A 20255-nucleotide genomic window follows, 5' to 3' on the forward strand; every position below is an offset into this window, starting at 1 on the left:
CCATGGCGACGTCCACCAGCCCGAAACACGTCTGCTCACCGCGGCCCGGCCTGGGGGACCGCCTGGGCCTGCCGGACCTCCGCGGCAGCGGGCGGTTCGTCGCCGCCAACCTGATCGACAGTCTCGGCAACGGCATGATGATGTCGTTCGTGGTGGTGTACTTCGCCCGTACCACCAGGCTGTCGCTTCTCGAGGTCGGTGCGGCGTTGAGCCTCGGCCAACTGCTCGCGATGGCAGCCCCGGCACTGATCGGCCCGCTCGTCGACCGGTACGGTGCACGCCGGGTCGTCGTGGCCGGGAACCTCGTCTCCGCCGCGGGCTTCGGAAGCTATCTGGTGGCGCGGGCCCCCTGGCAGATCGTGCTCGCCACGCTGGTGGTCCAGGCGGGCGCGAACGCCTACTGGACCTCCAGCAGCGCCCTGGTCGTGCTGGCCGCGAAGGACGGCGAACGGCCCCGGTGGTTCGCGTTCCTTCGAGCCCTGCGCAACATCGGCGCCGGGACCGGGGGCGTCGGCGCCGCACTGGCCGTCAGCATCGCCAGCTCCGCCGGCCTCAGGGCGGTCGTGGCCGGCAACGCAGTCACCTTCCTCCTCGCGGCCTTTCTGATCGGCACCTGGCGCCCCCGACGCAAGCCCACCGAGGGCTCGGCGGCCTCCCGCGCGGACGCGCCAAAGACAGACCTCGGCTACCTCACGGTGCTGCGCGACCGCTCCTACCTTCGGCTGGTCCTGGTGAACCTGGTGTTCGTCCTCACCGCGATGATGCCCACCGTCCTCCTCGCGGTCTACGTCACCGGATACCTCCGGAGTGCCGCTTGGCTCGTCGGCGTCCTGGTAGTGATCAACAGCGCACTGGTCGCAGCCCTGCAGACCGTGTCGACCCGGTGGACGGCTCGCTGCCGGCCCAGCACCCTGCTCGTCCTCGGCACCCTGCTCAACGCCGTTGCCTTCGTCGCCTTCGCGCTGCTCGTCGGCCTGCCCGGTTGGGCGGTCGTGGCCGGCGCAGTCCTGGCCATGATCGTCTTCACCGCCGCCGAGATCCTTCGGACCTCGCCCATCGGCGAACTCAGCGTTGCCATGGCGTCGGAGCAGGCGCTGGGGCGATATCTGGCGGTGTTTCAGTTCTCCTGGACGATCGGCGGTGCGGCGGCGCCGCTGCTCTTCACCTCCCTCCTGTCGTACGGGCCTTGCTGGCCGTGGATCTTCCTCGCCCTGATCTCGGTCCTCGTGGTGCCGATGGCGTCCGGACTGGACCGCAACCCACAGGGGAGAGCCTGAACGGGAGAGGCCCAGTCCGACCGACTCCGCCTCATGGAGTCACTGCGCTCGGCCGACGGAGTCGAGCTGATCCGGGCCCTGGCCCAGCGGATCCTGCAGGAGCTGATCGAGGCGGAAGCGACCACCAGGATCGGTTCCGAGCGGGGTAGGCACACTGAGGCCCACCTCATGACCGACCGGCTGACGGCCGCACTGCCGGACCTTCCCCGCGCGGGGACTGGTCCGGCAGTGACTGAAGGCCGCCAGCCGTGCCGCCAGCCGTGGACAACGGTCGGTTCGGCCCGGCGACGGCGGGAACGCCGCAGGGCGGTGTGTCGACTGGCTAGGCGGCGATCCGGCCGTGCACCACCGTCGGCAGGTAGCCGGCCAGGCGCGCGACCGGGATCTTCACCTCGAAGGACGCCTGCCAGGACCAGACCGGTACGACGTAGGAGCCACCCTCCCGCCGGATCACGCCGTTGACGGCGAGGATGTGCTCGCCCTCCGGCGACGGGCGGCCCCAGATCGGGGCCGGCGCGGTCGGCGGGTTGGTGAAGACGGGCGAGGCCTGCTTGGACGCCCGGTGCCAGTCGCCGAAGCTGCGGATGAGCCCGTAGGCGTACGGCTTCTCGCCCGTCAGTTGGGCGTTGATCGCGTCGACGGCCGACCGCGGGTTGTCGGCGGGGAGCTTCGTGATGGTGGCGGTGGGTGCGCCGGCCACCTGGAGCATGAGTGTCCTGAGCCCGTCGGAGTCGAGCCCGAGGTCGCCCTCGTCGCGGAAGGCCGATTCGCTCATGCGGACGTCCAAGACCACCAGGAGCTCCCCGGTGGGCTGGAGCCGTACGCGCAGGACCCGCCTGCGTTCGGCGTAGTCGAAGCCCAGCACCCACTCGGACCCGGGCGTGACGACCGTGACGGTGGCGTGGTCGAGGTCGATGCCGAAGCCCGCGACGTTCTTCAACATCCAGTCCTTGATGCTGAGTTCAAACCTGAGGTCGGTGTCGATCCGCCCTGCTTGGAGGGTGGTGACGTGCTTGGGGTCGATGGTGAAGAGGTCCAGGTACGGTTCCTTCACGTTGAAGAGCTTGGCGATCTCCTCGGAGAACAGCCTCTGCGCCTGATACATGTGCGGCGAGCGGATCTTCAGCAGCTTGCCCAGGCTGCGGGCGAGCAGGAAGTCCAAGTCGTACACGGGGTCGAACACCTCCGAGGGAGCGTCAAGCTTCACTTGTTCGAGCTTCGCGTTGCGCTTGTTCAGCAACTTGTCCAGCAGCACCCCCGGGCCGCCGGTCTTGATGCCGTTGAAGTCGGCGTCGGCGAAGACGGCCTGCATCAGCTGCACGAACCGGTCGAGGTCGTACTGCAGGTAGCTGCGGAGCACCGCGGCCATGCCGCAGGTGCCGAAGTAGTACTGGTTGACGGCATCCGGGGTGTCGATGAGCGTGTTCGCCCGGGACACGTCGGACGGCAGGAGCGACGGCTGGACCGCCGCCAGAGCGGCGACGGCCGCCTTGGCCTGCGCTTTGTTCATGGTGGTTCCCCCCACTCTCGGCGTCCGCCGACGGCGGACCGCAGGCCGCGAGTCTGACGAATCGCAGGCGCTGCCGGTAGACCGATTAAGGCCATCATCAACCGTTCACCGTAAGGGAGTTGACGACCATATGGGCGCTGTCTGCTGCTCGGCGAGGAGCACGTCGATCTCGGCGAGCTCCCCCGGGGTCGGTCCCCGCAGCCTGAGGCCTTCCCACAGGCAGCGCCCTATTGACGCTGATAGCGAATCCGACACGTTGCTGGCTGACGCCGGGGCTGCAAGTCGTCACCACGGGCATCCGGGTGCCCCGGATGAACTCGCTCATGGAGCGCTGGAACCAGACCTGTCGACGGGAACTCCTGGATCCCGCCTTGATCTGGGATCAACGCCACCTACTGCACGTGCTACTACGGGAGTTCGAGACGTTCTACAACCAGCACCGGCCGCACGGGAGCCTGGACCAAGCCCTTCGCTGAGACCACTGCCCGAGCTGGTCAGCGTGTCGGCCCAGGTCCGACGCTCGCAGGTCCGTCGGCGAGACCGACCCGGCGGGACGCTGCGCGAGTACCGCCACGCCAACTGAGCAGGGCGGATGATTAATCGGCACCCGCAGAAACCTTGCGTGCACATCTTGCCACAGGTCCGCAGAGCGCTCCTGGTTTGGTTCCCAGGTGGTCCCCAAGGACGATTCGAAGCGGAACTTGCGCCTCCTGAAGTGAGCCCCGCCCGGCAACGACAAAGGCCCGCCGACCTGGAAGTCTCCCTCCAGACCGACGGGTCTTCAAGCCTGTCGGGACGACAGGATCGAACCTGCGACCCCTTGGCCCCCAGAAAAGCCGTCATGCCATTCTGGTTCGCGGAAAGTTCACTGCCTCCGGCTGGCGCTCCCAACGCCCTGCAGCAGTTCGCGTCAGCTCGGTCAAGCTTGGAGTAGTCGATCGCGTCCTCGAGCTCCTTGGCGCCTCCGATGGCCATGGCCCGCCATTACATGTTCTTCTTCTTCCGGAAGCCCCACGCCCGCATCGCCTCGGCCTCGAGGTGGCGTGCCTCCTTGTCCGAGGTGTCGATCCGGACCCGGTGGGTGAGCAGTTCCATGGCCCAGCCGTCGTCCTCCGCCGCCCGCGCGTCGGCGCCGCCGAGGGTGTCGACGTACCGGCGGGCGCGGTCGGTGTGCAGGGTGCGGCAGGTGGTCGACCGGCGGCCGGACCAGCAGGTGGAGCTGGCTCCACCTGTTCCTACGTGCCTGTGCTGTCTCGACGGGGGGTGCTGGCAGGCTCCTCGCTCGTGCCCGCGATCCCTAGCGTCATAAGTGGTGGCTTTGGCCGCCTGACGTGGGACGGAGCGAGCGAGGAGCTATGGGGCAGATCAAGTGGCGGAGCGACGGTCCCGCACCGGTGGTCACGAGCGGGCAGGGGGATGTGTTGACTCTCGACAAGGTCAGCCGGAGGTACGGGAAGGCCGCCCTCGCGCTGGACGAGGTGAGCCTGAATGTGCCGCGTGGCGGCTTTCTCGCCGTGATGGGTCGGTCGGGTTCGGGTAAGTCCACGTTGCTGCAGTGCGCGGCTGGTCTCGAGCGGCCCAGCAGCGGGACGGTGCGGCTCGGGGGGACGGACCTCGCGGGGCTCAAGGAGCCCGCGCTGAGTCGGCTGCGGCGGGACCGGGTCGGCTTCGTCTTCCAATCCCTGAACCTGGTGCCGTCGTTGACGGTACTGGAGAACATCTTGCTGCCGCTGATGCTGGCGGGATCGGCGCGGCTGGAGCGGGGGCTGGCCGCGCTGGCGTCGGTCGGGTTGGCGGACCGGGCGCAGGACATCCCGGCCAGGCTGTCCGGTGGGCAGCAGCAGCGGGTGGCGATCGCGCGGGCTCTGGTCACCGAACCGGAGGTGATCTTCGCTGACGAGCCGACGGCCGCGCTCGACCCGGTGACCGCCGATGAGGTCCTGGCGCTGCTGCGTTCGGCGGTGGATCAGCGAGGCCGGACGGTCGTCCTGGTCACCCACGACCCCATGGCCGCGCAGTGGGCCGATGAGGCGATCTTCCTCGACTCGGGCAGGATCACGGGCCGCCTGGCACATCCGGAGGCCGGCGACGTCCGCCAGGCGCTTCGCGGGCTGGGAAGGCAGCGATGAACACGGCAGCGACGCACACGTCGGGGAAGCGCGCTGCGGACAAGCGCGTCGACGGGCCGCGGGTGCGGTGGCGGGAGGGCTACGCGGCTACGCGCCTGCTCGCCTCGCGTGCGCTGAAGACCCACCGCCGGGCATGGGCGTCCCTGTTCGTGGCGCTTGCTATGGTCTCGACGCTGCTCGGCGGCGTGGTCCTGGCCATCGGCTCGGCCGCGCTCGGCCACGCCTCGGTGGACCGGTACGCCGCAGCGCCGGTGGTGGTGACCGGCAACCAGTCCACGCAGTACACGTCGAAGCCCTGGGGCGACCCGCCTGCGACGGCGACGGCAGCGCTCACCGAGAGGGTCGGTGTGCCGATCGGCACAGTCGCCCTGTTGCGCTCGCTGGCGGCGGCGGGGTCAGTGGTCGCGGACGATGTCTTCACCGTGCCCGGGGTGCGCGCGGACGGCCGGGCGGTGACCCCGGGAACAGCGGACCGCAACCAGGTCCAGGACCAGGCGGTGGTCGGACGGCCCTGGCCTGCCGCCGCGTTGGCTCCGTACGGCCTTCGTGACGGCCGGGCCCCGGAGCAGCCCGACCAGGTGGTCGCGGGTACCGGCCTCGGTCTTCGAACCGGGCAGGAGGTCACGACGGCGACCGAGGGCAGGTACCGGGTCGTCGGGGTCGCGGACGGTCCGCCGGCGCTCTACTTCACCCAGGGCCGGGCACAGGAGCTCGCCGGGCACCCGGCCTCCGTCGACGCCATCGGGGTGCTGCCCGCCTCCGGTGTCTCGGCTCAGCAGCTGTACACCGAGGTGCGGAACGCGCTGGACGCCGCCCGTATCCAGGACATGAGTGCGGGCCGGCGGGCTCCCGGGGATTCCTCGTCGCTGCGGGTGCTGACGGGTGACGGTCGGGGGAATGCCGAGTATCTGGCGACCGCGCCCGTCCAGGGCGAGCTGCTGGGGATGCTGGCCACGGTCTCCGGACTGGTTCTCGTGATCGCGCTGCTTGTTCTGTCCTCCCTGGTGGCCCAGGCACTCCAACAGCGCTCCGGTGAACTGGCCCTGCTGCGCGCGATCGGGATGACGCCACGCCAGCTGCGGTCCTCGGTCGGGAGGGAGGTCGCGCGGATCGCAGTGTGGGCCGCACTCGTCGGCGCGGTCGCCGCGGTGCCGGCCTTCCTGGGACTGTGGCACCTGCTACGGGGCCAGGGGGCGCTGCCGGACGGCCTCGAACTGCCCACCCCGCCGTGGCTGTTCACCGCGGTCCTGGTCACGGCAGGACTGACGGTCGGTGCCGCGCGCGCGGTCGTCCCGATCGCCTGCGGCCGACCGACCGGGCACCCCGCGGAACCGGGGACCGCTCGGCGGATCACCGGCCTGGTCCTGCTGTTCTGCGGAGTGAGCGCGGCGGGCGCCGCGACCCTGCAGAACAGTGACGCCGCCGCGGCAGCGGCAGGCACGGCGGCCGTGACCATGGTCGCCGCCTGCGCGCTGCTCGGCCCGTGGATCGCCCGCGGTGCGCTACTCGTCCTGGGTGGACCGATACGGCGTCTCGGGGGAGCGTCCGGCAGGCTGGCGGCCGCCGCCTGTGCGTCGGACACCCGCCGACTGGGCGCGGCGATCACTCCGATCGTGCTGGTGATCGCCTTCACCGCGGTCCAGTTCTCGGCGGGCTCCACCATGGTCCACGCGGGGGCCGCGCAGGCCGCTCGGGCGATGCGCGCCGAGCTCTCGGTGTCGGGCGCAGGCGTCACGGCCCAGCAGACCCTCAGAGTGCCAGGGGTCCTGACGGCCACGGACATCCTGCCGGGCACCGTGATCCTGCCGCACACCTCGGCGGGCAGCCCGCTGCTGGACCGGCTGCCCGTACTCGGGGTCACCCCGGAAGGGCTGGCCGGCACCCTGGACCCAGGGGTGACCGACGGCAGTCTCACCGATCTCGGACAGCCCGGCACGGTGGCGGTGGGCGCCGGGCGCGCCAAGTCCCTCGACATCGGGGTCGGTTCGACGGTGACACTGCGCTTCGACGACGGTCAGCAGCAGCGGCTGCGGGTGGTTGCGGTCTACGACCGGTCACTGGCCCTGGGCGACTTCATGCTGGCGCAGGACGAACTGGCTCGGCACATGTCCGCGCCGGCGACTCAGCAGGTCCTGCTGGCAACGGTCCCGGGCACGGACCCGGGCGGTGTCCGGCTCGCGCTCCAGCGTCTCGACCACGGCGCAGGGGCACAGGTCCAGTCACCCCCCGCGCCGATACGGCTCGCCGTCGAGGGGGCGCAGTTGAACAGCACCATGTCGGCGGTGCTGATGGCAGCGATCGCCGCCCTCACCGTCGTCGCGGTGTTCAGCACACTCGCACTGATCACGGTCGGCCGCTGTCCCGAACTGGCACTCCTGCGCCGCCTCGGCGCGAGCCGGGGACAACTGCGCCGGACGCTGCGGGTGGAGGCGGCAGCGGTGACCGCGACCGGCCTGGTGGTGGGCGCGGCCGTCGCCGCATTCCCCCTGCTGGCCTTCACCCTGACCATCGCCCACAGCCTGCCGTACCTGCCGCCGGCCGAGCTGGGTCTGATGGTGGCGGTCCCGGTGCTCACCGGCGTCGCGGGCGTACTCGCCCCGGCCCGCCGGGTGTTGCGCCGCCGCACCACCTGACCCGGAGGGCTCAGGAGCACAGGGGCCCAGGAACACAGGGGGTCAGGAACGCAGGTGCTCGGGATTGCCGGCGCTCAGGAGTTGAGGAAGGCGAGGACGGCCAGCACCCTGCGGTGCCCGGTGTCGCTCGGTGGCAGGCCCAGCTTCGCGAAGACGTTGCTGATGTGCTTGTGCACCGAGCGCTCCGTGATCACCAGTGCCTTCGCGATCGACGCGTTGTCCTGACCCTGAGCCATCAGGCCCAGGACCTCGCGCTCCCTGGGGGTGAGGCCGTCCAGCGGATGGTCGCGGCGGCGCTGCATCAGTTCAGTCACCACCTCCGGGTCCAGCGCGGTACCGCCCGCCGCCACCCGCTCCAATGCGTCGAGGAACTCGTCGACCCGGCCCACCCGGTCCTTCAGCAGATAGCCGACACCCCGGGCGCCGCCGCTGAGCAGATCGGCGGCGTAGGTCTCCTCGACGTACTGGGACAGGACCAGGACCGGCAGGTCCGGCAGCTGCTCGCGGGCGGCGAGGGCCGCCCGCAGCCCCTCGTCGCGGAAGGCGGGGGGCATCCGGACGTCCAGCACGGCGACGTCCGGACGGTGCTCCAGCAGCAGTGGCAGTACCTCCGGACCGGTGGAGGCCGTGCCCACCACCTCGTGCCCCGAGGACGAGAGGAGCAGTTGCAGCCCCTCCCGCAGCAGGACGTTGTCCTCGGCGATCACTACCCGCACGACGCTTCCCCTCGGAGACGGTCTATCTCTGAAACTGCGTGGTCACCACGCGCACGGCAGCTCCACAGCGATCACAGTAGGGCCTCCCGCCGGGCTGGTGATGCCCACGGTCCCGTCGAGCGCCGCCACCCGGCGACGCAATCCGAGCAGCCCCGAGCCGTCACCACTCGCCAGGGCCCCGCCGCGCCCCTCGTCCCGCACCGAGATGCGGAGCATCCCGGGCGACCGGCTCAGTTCCACCCGGGCCTGGTCGGAGCCGCTGTGCTTGGCGGCATTGGTCAGCGCCTCCGCCACCGCGAAGTACGCCGCCGCCTCGACCGCCGCGGGCGCGCGCGGCCCGTCCTCGACGCCGCCTGTCTCGACGTCGACGGCCAGCCCGCTGCCCGCCGCCAGCGCGCGGACGGCTCCCGCCAGTCCGCGGTCGGTCAGGATCGGCGGGTGAATGCCGCGCACGACGTGGCGCAGTTCGGTCAGGGCCGTCTCGGCCTGGTCCTGCGCCTCCTCCAGAAGCCGTCGCGCGGTCGCCGGGTCGGAGTCGTACGCCCGACGGGCCAGGCCCAGCCGCATGGAAAGCGCCACCAGGTGCGCCTGCGCCCCGTCGTGCAGGTCCCGCTCGATCCGGCGCAGTTCCGCGCCGTGGGCGGCCACCGCTCCCGCCCTGGTGACGGTCAGCTGCTCGATCCGCTCGGCCGTACCGGCGTCCGGGGAGGGCTGCAGCAGCAGATGCGACCAGGACGCCTCCAGGTCGGCGAGCCGGCCGATCACCGGCAGCAGTACCGCGTCGTTCTCGGCCGCGCCGCACCAGACGGCGTCGACCAGCAGCGCGGGCACCCACAGCACCAGCGCCGCACTCATCAGCGCCATGCCGTAGACGAGGTCAGCGGCCATCCACAACAGGTCGCGCCCCGTACCGGGATCACTGGCTGCCGTCCGCAACCGCGCTGTCACCGAGCCGGCCAGCGGCAGATATGCCTCCGGCAGCGGTTGCCCCGTCCACTTGGAGGTACGGCGGCGCTGGAAGCCGGCGACCCGGCGCAGCGTGAGTACGCCCTCGGGCAGCAGACCGGCGCCGATCACGGTCACCGACAGGACCGCGGTGACCATTAGCATGCCGAGCAGCAGATAGCAGGCCACGCTGACTCCCGCTCCGACCAGTAGCTGGACCGAAGCCCTTGCCGCTCTACGGACCGGTTCGCGCATAGGGATCAGGCTAAGCGACACTCGCGGGGGGCGGGGTCGAGGGGGGCAATGGTGTAGCGGGCTACACCATTGATCGGGGGGACTGCTCTGATGCGTGCGCCCAAGCGCACGGGCAGAGTGGATGACGTAAGGGAGGCAGCCCCCAGACGAATGCTGCCGATCACTTTTCAGCACAGGAGGCACCACCGTATGAAGGCCACGCTCTGGACTCTGCTCGTCATCGCTCTCGGCGCGGCCGTCTACTTCACGAACTTCTCCGACCTCAGCGGAGCCACCGCCATCATCAGCCGGGCGGCGTCGGGCGTGGTCGCCGTCGTCAGCGGAGTCGGCCTGTGGCTGACGCGCGGCGAGAAGGACGCCTCCTAGTGATCCGGTTCTGAGCCAGCTCAGCGCTCCGCGTGTCTGTGGATCCACTCGCTGTTCCCGAGCTACGGCAGCCTGACAAGTAGCTTTCCGTAACCACAAGAGGCCCCGAGAGCCCATAGGGCATCCCGGGGCCTCTATTCACGAGGTCACGATTGGATCATTCGCCATCGCCATCGCCATCGCCATCGCCTTCGCGCGGCGCGAGCCGCTTTCTCGCCATCCGGAAGATCGCTCTGACTACGGCGACTGTTCCGAACGCCATCGTGGCGAAGATCAAACCGTGTACCAGTCCCGAGGCACGGGTCAGTGACAGCACGATTTCGGCGGTGACAGTCCGACTCCCCAGGGGCGTCGACCGCCAGTCGCCGTCGTTGATGAAGTTGACGACGCCTCCTGCGAGGCCGTCGGCACCCTGGACCGGGCCGACCGAGCCGTCCTGCCGCCCGTCGTCGCGCTTCGGTCGATGCTGCGACCACCGGACGACCACACGGCCGGGTGCCGCAACCAACTGATCGAGCTCAAGCCGATTCCAGGCCAGGCGAATTGCCGCCGGCGGCCCACGCGGCCGCGGCGGCTGCGACACTGGGTCAAGGGGTCGCAGGTTCAAATCCTGTCGTGCCGACCTGCGTGTTCGCAGGTCGGAGGCCGTTTCCACCGAGAGGCCGTGTCTTCCCGCTCACTGCGGGACGCTCTGGCGTGGCACCGTAGGCTGATCGCGAAGCGGTGAGAATCCTCCGACCGACGTCGACGTACCGGTCGCTCACCGACGAAGGCGACGCTCAGCGGATCCACGGCAGGCGCGGCGGCCGGGGGTGTGAGGGCAGCGATCAGCAGTCCTCCGACGGCGGCAAGCGTCGTCCCCGCGAGTGTGGTCTTCAATGTGGCTCCCGATCTACGTCGTGGCATGACTCGGCCGAGTGCGGTCCGCGTCCGTTCTCATGCAACCGCCGTCACCGGCGCGGGTCGCGGGCCATTCAGCGGAAGGCGCGGCGCACACCAACTATCTGAGGATCCGCCAGGCCCACGGAAGACCGGCCGCAGACCGTCCGCGGGTGATCCCCCCTCACCACTGGCTCCGCGAAGACTCTGTGCGGGCCGCGGCTGCCCACACCTGGAACGACCGCCGTGCGGGCGGGCCTGTTCCTACCTGGCTGTGCTGTCTCGACGGCGGGCGCTGGCCGGCTCCTCGCTCCCGCCGTGATCCCCGGCGTCACAAGTGGTGGCTTTGGTCGCCTGACTGGGTCGGAGCAAGTGAGGAGCCATGGGACAGAGTCCTGAGATTTCCACAGGCAACGGTGAAATGGAGCGGCCCGTTTCAGAGTTGGTCGTAGATGGCGGCCAGGTGTCGCAGGACGTCGGTTGCGGTGGCGAGGGCGTCGTCGTCGTGGTGTGCGAGCGCGGTGTCGAGCGACTGGGTCAAGATGGCTTGCCGCTCCTGGTGGCGGCGCCGGCCGGCGTCGGTGAGGGTGACCAGGACTGATCTCTTGTCGTTCGCGGGGCGTTCGCGGGTCACGTAGCCGGCGGTGGCGAGGCCGTTGACCAGTTGGGTGGTGGCGGCGCCGGTGGTCTCGGTGGCGGCGGCGAGTTGGCCGACCGGCAGTGGGCCGGACTCGGCCAGGACGCGCAGGGCGCGGGCGTGGGTGAGGGAGAGCGCGCCGGGGGTGCGGGTGGCGCGTCCGCGCAGGCGGGCGTCGGCGGCGCTGAGGCTGTATGCGGCGCGGGCGAGTTGGTCCAGGGCCTGATCGTGGGTGGGGGTGCGCTGCGGTTCCGGCATGGGGCGTGCCTCCTGGGGGCGGTGGGCGAGTTGACAGGCAGCTTAGCCTAAGTACTTAATAGATAAGTACTTAGTTATTTCTTGAAGGAGGACGTCTGTCATGACCATCCGTTCGACCGGCCAGAGCTGGGCCCTGGACATCGCGCTCGCCCAGGGCGGCTTCGACGCCCTGCACCCGCAGGCCAAGGGCACCCTGGAGCAGCTCGGCCACGACCACACCGACTTCGACAAGGTCTTCGCGCTCGTGCAGAGCGGGGCCATGCTGCCCAAGGCCTGGGCCACCGTGGCCGGGCAGGCCGAGGAGCGCGCCGCGCACCACGAGCGCGGCGGGTTCGCGCAGACCGCCGCCGACCTCTACGTGCGCGCGGCCGTGATGTGGGGCCGCGCCCAGTACTCGATCTTCGACGCCGCCGACCCGCGCAAGCTCGCCTTCCGCGAGCACGCCAACCACTGCGTCGAACGCCTGGGCGCCCTGCGCGGCAACCGGGTCCGCCGCGTGGTGCTCGACTTCGAGGGCGGGCAGATCTTCGGTCTGCTGCACCTGCCGGCCGGCGAGGTGACCGGCGCCCCCGCCGTCATCCTCGGCCCCGGGATGGACATGATCAAGGAGGACTACATCTACGCCGCCGAGCGGTACTACACCTCACGCGGCATCGTCGCCCTGTCCATCGAGGGCCCGGGCCAGGGCGAGACCCGGGCCGGCGGGCTCACCGTCGACCTCACCAACTACGAGCGCGCCATCGGCCGCTACATCGACCACCTGGCCTCGCTGCCGGAGGTCGACCCCGCCAGGATCGGCATGTTCGGCATCTCCATGAGCGGCTACTGGGGCTCCCGCGCCGCCGCCACCGACGCCCGGCTCGCCGCGCTCGCCGCGTTCGAGGCCGTCACCGGCGACTTCGCGACCATCTTCGAGCGCGCCCAGCCCACCTTCAAGAACAACTACATGTTCATGGCCGGCTACACCGACGAGGACGCCTTCGACCGCGACCTGGTCGCCCGCATGCCGCTCGGCGACCTCGTCCGCGAGATCACCTGCCCGGTCCTGTTCGGCATCGGCGAGTTCGACGAACTCACCGAGTTGGAGCAGGCCCTGGCCAACTACGAGCTCATCCGCGCCCCCAAGGAGATGCGCGTCTACGAGAACGAGTTCCACCCGCTGGGCGGCACCGCCGCCGAGGTCTTCCGCCTCGGCGCGGAGTGGCTGGCGCGCGCCCTGAACGGCGAGTTCCGCGAGCCCGGACGCGACGTGCGCCACTACGTCCACAGCGACGGCCGCACCACGGACGGCACCGCCGACCCCACCTGGTGGCTCGGCGCCGTCCCCACCCGCATCACCGACGCCCGCCGGGCACAGAACGCCGAACGGGTTGCCCGCCCGTGATGCCTGGCGGGACGGACGTTCCCGTTTCCCTTCCCCTTCGCAAGCCTGACAAGTTCCTCACAAGTTCCTGTCAGGGTCGGACCGTGGTCGCGGCCGTACCGGTTCCGTCGGAACCCGTCTCGCACAACGCCTGACCTGGCCGAACCCCCGCTCTCCTGCGGGCGGTGTGCCGACCGCGACCGCCACAGCGCCCGGAGCGCAAACCGTCATGCCCTCGTTCGCAGGGCTCCGATATGAAGGCAGTGAGTTTCATGATCCGCATTACGTCACGCGTGCTCCGGCGACCGTCGGTCCCGGTTCTCCTCCTCGGTGCTCTCGCGCTGACCGCTTGTTCCGGCCAAGCCGCCTCCTCCACCGACCGGTCGGCCGCGACCGCGGCCCCGATCGCAGCCTCCGCCCCGGCGTCCTCCGCGCCCTCGTCCGCGGGCTTGCCCGCATCGGCCGCGGCGGAGACCGCGCAGGGCTCCTCGACAGCGCGGGCGACCTCCACGTCCGGGGCGGGCGCCTGTTCCTGGAACGCCCGCTACCCGCACACCTACACCGTCGACGAGCTCAACCGCCAGGACGGAGGAGTGCTGGCAGAGGTCACCCCGGGCCACTGGACCTGCAACGGCGGCAGCCGGTTCGTCGCGGACGCCACTGCCCGGCCGATGACGGTCACCTCCGCGGTCGCCATCGAGGCCTCCGCGCCGCTCACGGACAACTCCCACGGCTCGGCCATGACGCTCGATCAGCTGATCGCGGCCGTCAAGCGGCACCCGCACACGCCGTTCGAGATCACCACCGACTCCCAGGGTCGCGCCGTGCGCCTGTCCTCCATCTATCAGCAGTAGCCACCCCGACCTGCTGGAGCCGTCGCGTGTGCCCCGGTGAATACGCCGCGGTCTGACAAGTCCCTCACATCTGTGCACCAGGGTCGATCACATGAACAAGGCCATATGTATTCCGGCGGCCGCACTTGTCGCCTCGCTCCTGCTGACGGGGTGCGCGCGGGGCACCGACGCGACGGTGCAGCGCCCGGGCGTCGTCGCCGAGGCGGGCAGTTTCTCGTCCGCCACGGCGTCGCCGTCCGCAACCGCGTCCCACGCTGCGCCCGGGCAGCTGCCCGGTCTCGGTCGCAGGACCCGGGACGAGATCCCCGCGACGGCAGGGCAGGTCGTCCTCGTCAGCGGGCGGGGCAGGAACTCACCGGACTCCACGGTGACGTTGTACACACGCACCGCCTCCGGCTGGCAGGCCGGCCGGCACTGGCCGGCGCACAACGCGCTGGACGGCTGGACCGACCACCACTTGGCCGGTGACCTGCGCTCGCCCATCGGCGTGTACACCCTCACCGACGCGGGAGGACTGCTGGACAACCCCGGGACCAGGATGCCGTACGACCACTCGGGCGACTTCACGGTCGTCGGCACCGGCTTCGAGGGCGAGCCCCTGGCCGGCTCCTTCGACTACGTGATCGCCATCGACTACAACCGTGTCCCCGGCACCTCACCGCTTGACGGTGCACGCCCGCTTGGATCCAGCCGGGGCGGGGGCATCTGGATCCACGTCGACCACGGCGGCCCCACCCACGGCTGCGTCGGCCTGGCGGAGTCCGCCATCAAGACACTCCTGATGAGCCTGGATCCGGCCCGGCACCCGGTGGTCGTGATGGGAGACGCGGCGTCCCTGGCCCAGTGAACCGCGGTGCGTCACGCCGGGAGCCGGCACGCGGACGTGAGGCTGTGTATCGACGTGAGGAAGGTGTCAGCATGTGGGAAGCGTCTCCCGGCCCCCGCTCCGTTCCTGTTCCGCGTTCCGGCGCGGCTAGCATCGGCCCGGTGTGTGCGCACGTGTTGGTCGCAGAGGACGACGAGAAGCAGGCCGAACTGATCCGCCGCTCACTACTGAGCGAGGGTCACACCCCGACCGTGGTCCACGACGGCCGGGCCGCCCTGGACGCCGTCCGGCGGCAGCGGCCCGACCTGGTCGTCCTGGACCTGATGCTGCCGGTGATCGACGGCTTCGCCGTCTGCCGGATGCTGCGCCGCGACGACGACGTCCCCGTCCTGATGCTCACCGCCCGCACCGCCGAGGACGACGTGCTGGCCGGCCTGGAGCTCGGTGCGGACGACTACATGACCAAGCCGTACAGCCCGCGCGAGCTGATGGCCCGCATCCGCACGGTCCTGCGCCGCACCGACCGCCAGAGCTCCGGCGGGCAGCGGGTCGTCCGGGCCGCGGGCATCAGCGTCGACCCGGTACGACGCGAGATCCTCTGCGAGGGCTCGCCCGTGAAGTGCACGCCCGGCGAGTACGAGATCCTGCTCGCGATGGTCGCCGAGCCCGAACGGGTCTTCTCCAGGCGGCAACTGCTGGAGTGCACGCGCGGCATCGACCGCGCCGCCACGGAACGCGCCATCGACGTGCACATCATGAACCTGCGCAAGAAGATCGAACCCGACCCGCGTCGCCCCGTGCGACTGCTCACCGTGTTCGGCGCCGGATACAAGCTGAGCGGACCCCGTGGGTGAGCCGCGGCATACCCCTGCGTAAGCGCCTCCTCGTCCGGCTGGTGGCCACCTCCGTGCTGATCGCGATGCTGTCGGTGGCGGCGACGGCGTGGCTGGCCGTGCAGACCACCACCCACGCCCTCCAAGCGGAACAGGGTCAGGCGCTCGCCGACGACGCCGAGATCCTGCGGGACCTGAGCGGCTACGCGGCCACCCATCCGAACTGGTCCGGGGTCACCGGCGCCGTCCGCGACCTCTCCGTCCGCCTGCGCCGACGCGTCGCGCTGACGACGCCCGACGGCGGGCTGATCGCCGACTCCGCGCGGCGCGGCACCTCACTGCCCGCCCAGGCCGTCGCCACCGTGGATCCTCTGCGCACCGACACCTACTCCGAACCGGGGGCGCAGCTCAGCGCCGTGGACCCGCGGGCCGTTGGACCGTACCGGCTGACGCCCGCGGAGCGGGCCCACCTGCACACGCTGGTGGTGGCGCGGCAGCGGTGCTTCCAGGCCGACAACATCCACACCAGCGTCGTCCTGACGCCGAGCGGCCGACCGTTCCTGGTCCAGCCGGGCGGCACGCCACCCGATCCCTTCCTGGCTCCGGACGAATGCTCCGATGCGGATCTCGGCACTCCGACGACCACGGAAAGGAAGGCGCTGGACGAACTGGAAACACTGGCCCGGTCCTGCCTCGCCCGCCGGCACCTGGCACCCTCGCTGTTGCTCCTCTCGTTGCGCTTCGTCCCCACGTCCATCCAGCCGGTCCAGGCGCCAGCGCAGTACACCCCACCCGGGCCCGCCACGGCGGAGAGGCAAGCGGCGACCGACTGCGTGAGCGAGGCGCGCCGCGATCAGCTCACGCCGTTCGTCGCCCCCGCGGCGGAGCTGTTCCTCGGCAACGGCAGCAGCACGTCGTCGAGTTTCGACATGTCGTCCACGAACAAGGTCAAGGTCGCCGCGGTCACGGCGCTCGTCTTCGCGCTCACCGTGGCCGTCACGGCGATGGTCGCCACCCGCCTCGTACGGCCCCTGCGGGCCCTCACCCACGCGGCGCAGCAGCCACCGGACCGGCATGTCCGGGTGCCCGTCACGACGCGTGACGAGACTGGAATCCTGGCCGAGGCGTTCAACGCGCTCGCCGAAGGCCGCGAACGCCTGGAAGCGCAGCGCAAGCAGATGGTCAGCGACATCGCCCACGAACTGCGTACCCCGCTGACCAACATCCGCGGCTGGCTGGAAGTGACCCGCGACGGCCTCGTCGACCCCGACCCCGAGCTGCTGGCCTCGCTGCACGAAGAGGCCCTGGTTCTCCAACGCGTCATCGAAGATCTCCAGGACCTGGCGGCCGCCGACGCGGGCACCCTGCGATTGCACTGCGAACCGGTCCGCGTCGACGAACTGCTCGCCCAGGTCGCCTCGGTCCACCGCATCGCTGCCGGCGCCGCCGGCGTGCGCCTGGTGACCACATCGGACCGGTGCCCGCGGCTGGACGCCGACCCGGTCCGCATGCGGCAGGCGCTGGGGAACCTCGTCTCCAACGCGATCCGCCACACTTCGGCCGGCGGCACGATCACGCTCTCCGGCGACGTCGACGGCGACCACGTCGTCCTCAAGGTGGCCGACACGGGCAGCGGCATCGATCCTCGCGACCTGCCGCACGTCTTCGACCGGTTCTGGCGCGCTGAGAAGTCACGCAGCAGGCGCACCGGTGGCAGTGGCCTCGGCCTGTCCATCGTCCGCCAGCTCACTGCGGCCCACGGTGGCACGGTCTCGGCGACCTCCGAGCCGGGCACCGGCTCGGTGTTCACCCTGCGGATGCCGACGACGCAGCAGGGCTCGGGCCGGGATTCAAGTTGATGACGTCCGACGGGGGTGCAGATGTCAGCGTTGTCTGCACCCGAACCTGCGCTCGTTCGAGCTCGCGGGGGAGGGAGGCCCTGAGTGCGCACCTCGCCGCCGGTCCCCAGAACGCAACTGATCCGCGTTCGACTAGCCGGTAGGCGACCTGGGGGCGGCCACGGCGCGCGTGCTCGTGGACGTCGCTCACGGCGTCGCCCGCCACCACCGCCCGAAGCGCGCAGGGTCCGGAATCACCCGAACGGACAGCCGGGCACGTCCGAAGAATTCGACAGGGGCTGTGCACGATCTGACTGTGCGCCTGCCGAGAATGTCGTCCGCCCAGGTCAGAGGCTGCTTGAGGTTACGGCAAGGTGATCACTTTTGTTGCTGCGCTTCGCCTACCTTGCCGTCTCCCACGCCTTCGCCGCCCTGCGACTGCTGCCGATGAGCGACCGCGAGAAGGACGCGGAGATCCTCGTTCTGCGTCACCGGATCGCCGTCCTTGAACGACAGCTCGGCGGGGACAAGGTGACGTTCTCTCCGGAGGATCGCGCGTTCCTCGCCGCTCTGCTGGTGCCGCTGCAACGGGAGTTTCTGCGTCGGCTGCGGTTGCTCGTCCGCCCGGACACGGTGCTGCGGTGGCATCGTGATCTCATGCGGCGGCGCCACGCGCGTACCTGTCGGCCAAAGCGCCCCGGGCGCCCGCCCACAGTCCGCTCGATCCGGCTCCTGATCCTGTGCCTGGTGCGCGAGAACCCGTCGTGGGGCTACCGCAGGGTCCACGGCGAACTGGCCACGCTCGGCATCAAGATCGCCGCGTCGACGGTGTGGGAGGTCCTCAAGGCCGAGGGCATCGACCCTGCGCCGGACCGGAGCGCCACCACGTGGGCGGACTTCCTTCGTGCTCAGGCCGATGCGTTGCTGGCCTGCGACTTCATCGAGACGGTCACCCTGACCGGCCAACGCCAGTACATCCTGGCCGTCATCGAGCACGCCACCCGTCGCGTCCGGATTCTCGGGACCACCGCGCACCCCACCGCGAGCTGGGTCACGCAAGCGGCACGGAACCTGGTCATGGACCTGGAGGACGCCGGAGCCACCGTCAGGTATCCGATCCGGGACCGGGACGCGAAGTTCCCGGCGCTCTTCGACCAGATCCTGGCTCCCGCCGGCATCCAGGTCGTGCTCACCGGCGTCCGAGTGCCGCGCATGAACTCCGTCATGGAGCGATGGGTGCAGACCTGTCGTCACGAACTCCTGGACCGGACCCTTATCTGGAACGAAAGCCACCTGCGCCGGGCGCTACGCGAGTTCGAGCAGCATCACAACGCCCACCGGCCCCACCAAGGGATGAACCAGGCGGCCCCACTACGCGCCGTGTCTGAACCGCTCGAACCGGGGCAGATCGCCCGCCTGGACATACGCCGGAGAGACCGACTCGGCGGCGTCATCCACGAGTACCGACATGCCGCCTGAACCGCGCGGATGAGGTTGTCGGCAGGCGCAGTGTCGCGGTCGGCGACCGGTCACCCGGGCTCTTGCGACCTGCGCAAGGTCGTGAACGCGCTGCTGTACCAGTACCGGACGGGCTGTCAGTGACGTCTCCTGCCGCATGACTTCCCGGCCTGGTCGGCGGTGTTCTACTACTTCACCCTGTGGCGCCAGGACGGTCTTGACCAGCGGATCCAGGAGATCCTGCGCTGCCAGGTGCGAGAGCGCACCAGACGATTAGAGGACCCGTCCCTGGCCATCATCGACACCCAGTCGGTCCGCGTGGCGGCCGGTGTGCCGAAGGAGACGACGGGACTGGACGTGAACAAGAAGACGCCCGGCAGGAAGCGGGGACTGGCCGTCGACGTGCTCGGTCTGGCCATCGGCGTGGTGGTCCTGGCCGCGAGCGCGCACGACAACGAGGCCGGCATCGCCCTGCTGGACCAGGCGGCCGAACGGTGCGGGATGCGCCTGGAGAAGGTCCTGGTCGACCAGGGCTTCAAGGACGCCGTGATCATCCACGGCGCGGTGAACGACATCACCGTCGAGGTGGTCCGCCGCAACCGCGACGACCAGGGCAAGGGCTTCGTCCCGCAACCGATGCGGTGGGTGGTCGAGCAGGTCAACGGCACCCTCATGCTCCCCAGGTGCCTCGCCCGCGACTACGACCACCGGCCCGACAACGCCGCCTCCCGCGTCTACTGGGCCTCCACCGCCGGCATGCTCCGCCGCCTCACCAGCCCCAGTCCCGCCTGGCGCGACGAGGTGGAGCTGGCCGCGTGAACGTCACCGAACTCCTGCGGCTGCTGCAGGCCGAACACGACGAGACCGCCGCACGCGCCGACAGCCTGCGCGAGCAGATCGACCGGCTGACCACCGGGCTCGTCGAGACGGAGGCCCGCCTGGACGAGCTCACCGCGACCCGCAAGGTCATCGACGGCCTCACCCCGCCCGACCACGAACCTGCCCCCGCGGAGGACACCACGGTCTACCAACGCATCGTGACCGCCTTCAACGAGCATCCCGGGCAGGTCTTCCGGGTGCGCGACCTACACGAACTCCTCGAGCTGCCCACCGACGAGCCCTCGATCAACGTCACCCGCTCCCGCCTGGGACGACTCGTCCGTCAGGGACTACTCGACTAACCCGGACGCGGCCAATACCAGAAACGGACTTAACGTCCTCTCAGCGCAGCACGGCTTGACTCTCCGTCACAACTGGAATCGGTGGTCGTGCTGGGATCATGCCCCCCGGCCGGGGGGCGGGCCCTGGCCTTCTGGCGGATGAGGCTCCTGCTACTAGCGAGTAAAGTACTGAGGTGCCCGCGCCGGGCGCGGGCACCTCAGACGCTCCGTTGGGCGGGGGAGCGGCAAGCGGGAAGACCGAGCGCGTCATGGGGCGAAGAGCTTAGGGGCCAGGGCAGTAGCGACGCAGGGCAGTAG

The 20255-nt window shown here is 70.4% G+C and carries 18 protein-coding genes and 2 pseudogenes; 14 read left to right on the forward strand and 6 right to left on the reverse strand.

Annotation, left to right across the window (positions count from 1 at the left end; all coding sequences use genetic code 11):
• Nucleotides 1-2 precede the first annotated feature (2 nt).
• Together TR50_RS23870 and TR50_RS50410 are read left to right on the forward strand one after the other, a co-directional pair.
• A complete protein-coding gene (locus TR50_RS23870) occupies nucleotides 3-1277 on the forward strand; it encodes an MFS transporter (RefSeq protein WP_042425439.1) in 1275 nt (424 codons plus the stop codon).
• A 33-nt stretch (nucleotides 1278-1310) separates the two neighbouring features.
• Nucleotides 1311-1436, forward strand: a pseudogene (locus TR50_RS50410) (IS256 family transposase); the annotation flags it as partial.
• Nucleotides 1437-1599: 163 nt separating this feature from the next.
• On the opposite strand, the gene TR50_RS23875 reads toward TR50_RS50410, so the two are convergent.
• A complete protein-coding gene (locus TR50_RS23875; protein ID WP_042425445.1) occupies nucleotides 1600-2787 on the reverse strand; it encodes a hypothetical protein in 1188 nt (395 codons plus the stop codon).
• Nucleotides 2788-3110: 323 nt separating this feature from the next.
• On the opposite strand from TR50_RS23875, the gene TR50_RS49090 reads away from it, so the two are divergent.
• Nucleotides 3111-3263 (forward strand): integrase core domain-containing protein, encoded by a 153-nt coding sequence (locus TR50_RS49090; protein ID WP_236654567.1) that lies wholly within the window; start codon nucleotides 3111-3113, stop codon nucleotides 3261-3263.
• Nucleotides 3264-3771: 508 nt separating this feature from the next.
• On the opposite strand, the gene TR50_RS50155 is transcribed toward TR50_RS49090, so the two are convergent.
• Nucleotides 3772-3963, reverse strand: a complete 192-nt coding sequence (locus TR50_RS50155) for an alkyl sulfatase dimerization domain-containing protein (protein ID WP_369405771.1) — start codon at nucleotides 3961-3963, stop codon at nucleotides 3772-3774.
• Nucleotides 3964-4142: 179 nt separating this feature from the next.
• On the opposite strand from TR50_RS50155, the gene TR50_RS23885 reads away from it, so the two are divergent.
• Complete coding sequence (locus TR50_RS23885; protein ID WP_042425447.1) at nucleotides 4143-4916, forward strand: ABC transporter ATP-binding protein; 774 nt, start codon at nucleotides 4143-4145, stop codon at nucleotides 4914-4916.
• A complete protein-coding gene (locus TR50_RS23890; protein WP_084700869.1) occupies nucleotides 4913-7549 on the forward strand; it encodes an FtsX-like permease family protein in 2637 nt (878 codons plus the stop codon). Before TR50_RS23885 ends, TR50_RS23890 begins: the two co-directional genes overlap by 4 nt.
• A 74-nt stretch (nucleotides 7550-7623) precedes the next feature.
• On the opposite strand, the gene TR50_RS23895 is transcribed toward TR50_RS23890, so the two are convergent.
• Nucleotides 7624-8265 (reverse strand): response regulator, encoded by a 642-nt coding sequence (locus tag TR50_RS23895; protein ID WP_042425449.1) that lies wholly within the window; start codon nucleotides 8263-8265, stop codon nucleotides 7624-7626.
• Nucleotides 8266-8307: 42 nt separating this feature from the next.
• Complete coding sequence (locus tag TR50_RS23900; RefSeq protein ID WP_042425452.1) at nucleotides 8308-9465, reverse strand: sensor histidine kinase; 1158 nt, start codon at nucleotides 9463-9465, stop codon at nucleotides 8308-8310.
• A gap of 189 nt (nucleotides 9466-9654) precedes the next feature.
• Here TR50_RS23900 and TR50_RS46940 point away from each other — a divergent pair, with 189 nt between their 5' ends.
• Nucleotides 9655-9831 carry a hypothetical protein gene (locus TR50_RS46940; protein ID WP_160311169.1) on the forward strand — a complete coding sequence of 59 codons (177 nt, stop codon included), beginning with the start codon at nucleotides 9655-9657 and terminating at the stop codon, nucleotides 9829-9831.
• Between the two features lie 157 nt (nucleotides 9832-9988).
• Here the strand turns inward: TR50_RS46940 and TR50_RS23905 are convergent, their stop codons facing one another.
• Both TR50_RS23905 and TR50_RS49800 read right to left on the reverse strand, forming a co-directional pair.
• On the reverse strand, nucleotides 9989-10414 hold the full coding sequence (locus tag TR50_RS23905; RefSeq protein WP_152648587.1) for a hypothetical protein: 426 nt from the start codon (nucleotides 10412-10414) through the stop codon (nucleotides 9989-9991).
• Between the two features lie 732 nt (nucleotides 10415-11146).
• A complete protein-coding gene (locus TR50_RS49800) occupies nucleotides 11147-11605 on the reverse strand; it encodes a MarR family winged helix-turn-helix transcriptional regulator (protein WP_042425457.1) in 459 nt (152 codons plus the stop codon).
• A gap of 100 nt (nucleotides 11606-11705) precedes the next feature.
• Between TR50_RS49800 and TR50_RS23915 the strand changes: the two genes are divergently transcribed.
• The 8 genes and pseudogenes from TR50_RS23915 (at nucleotide 11706) to TR50_RS23950 (ending at nucleotide 19958) form a co-directional block, all read left to right on the forward strand.
• Nucleotides 11706-12989 (forward strand): alpha/beta hydrolase, encoded by a 1284-nt coding sequence (locus TR50_RS23915; RefSeq protein WP_042425459.1) that lies wholly within the window; start codon nucleotides 11706-11708, stop codon nucleotides 12987-12989.
• 428 nt (nucleotides 12990-13417) lie between these two features.
• The gene (locus TR50_RS23920; protein ID WP_152648588.1) at nucleotides 13418-13822 is read left to right on the forward strand and encodes a hypothetical protein; all 405 of its coding nucleotides are present in this window, start codon (nucleotides 13418-13420) and stop codon (nucleotides 13820-13822) included.
• Nucleotides 13823-13913: 91 nt separating this feature from the next.
• On the forward strand, nucleotides 13914-14669 hold the full coding sequence (locus TR50_RS23925; protein ID WP_042425465.1) for a L,D-transpeptidase family protein: 756 nt from the start codon (nucleotides 13914-13916) through the stop codon (nucleotides 14667-14669).
• Nucleotides 14670-14821: 152 nt separating this feature from the next.
• Nucleotides 14822-15502: a response regulator transcription factor gene (locus tag TR50_RS23930; RefSeq protein ID WP_236654563.1), complete on the forward strand. Its 681-nt coding sequence runs from the start codon at nucleotides 14822-14824 to the stop codon at nucleotides 15500-15502.
• The gene (locus tag TR50_RS23935) at nucleotides 15499-17340 is read left to right on the forward strand and encodes a HAMP domain-containing sensor histidine kinase (RefSeq protein WP_042425472.1); all 1842 of its coding nucleotides are present in this window, start codon (nucleotides 15499-15501) and stop codon (nucleotides 17338-17340) included. Before TR50_RS23930 ends, TR50_RS23935 begins: the two co-directional genes overlap by 4 nt.
• 363 nt (nucleotides 17341-17703) lie before the next feature.
• Nucleotides 17704-18798, forward strand: coding sequence for an integrase core domain-containing protein (locus TR50_RS23940; protein WP_042425477.1), 1095 nt, complete (start codon nucleotides 17704-17706; stop codon nucleotides 18796-18798).
• A 30-nt stretch (nucleotides 18799-18828) separates the two neighbouring features.
• Nucleotides 18829-19596: pseudogene (locus TR50_RS44530) on the forward strand (IS5 family transposase); the annotation flags it as partial.
• Nucleotides 19593-19958: a hypothetical protein gene (locus TR50_RS23950; protein WP_042425480.1), complete on the forward strand. Its 366-nt coding sequence runs from the start codon at nucleotides 19593-19595 to the stop codon at nucleotides 19956-19958. The pseudogene TR50_RS44530 and the gene TR50_RS23950, both read left to right, overlap by 4 nt.
• The last annotated feature ends 297 nt before the right edge of the window (nucleotides 19959-20255 follow it).

This window comes from Streptacidiphilus anmyonensis (assembly GCF_000787855.1).
Taxonomy (GTDB): Bacteria; Actinomycetota; Actinomycetes; order Streptomycetales; family Streptomycetaceae; genus Streptacidiphilus; species Streptacidiphilus anmyonensis.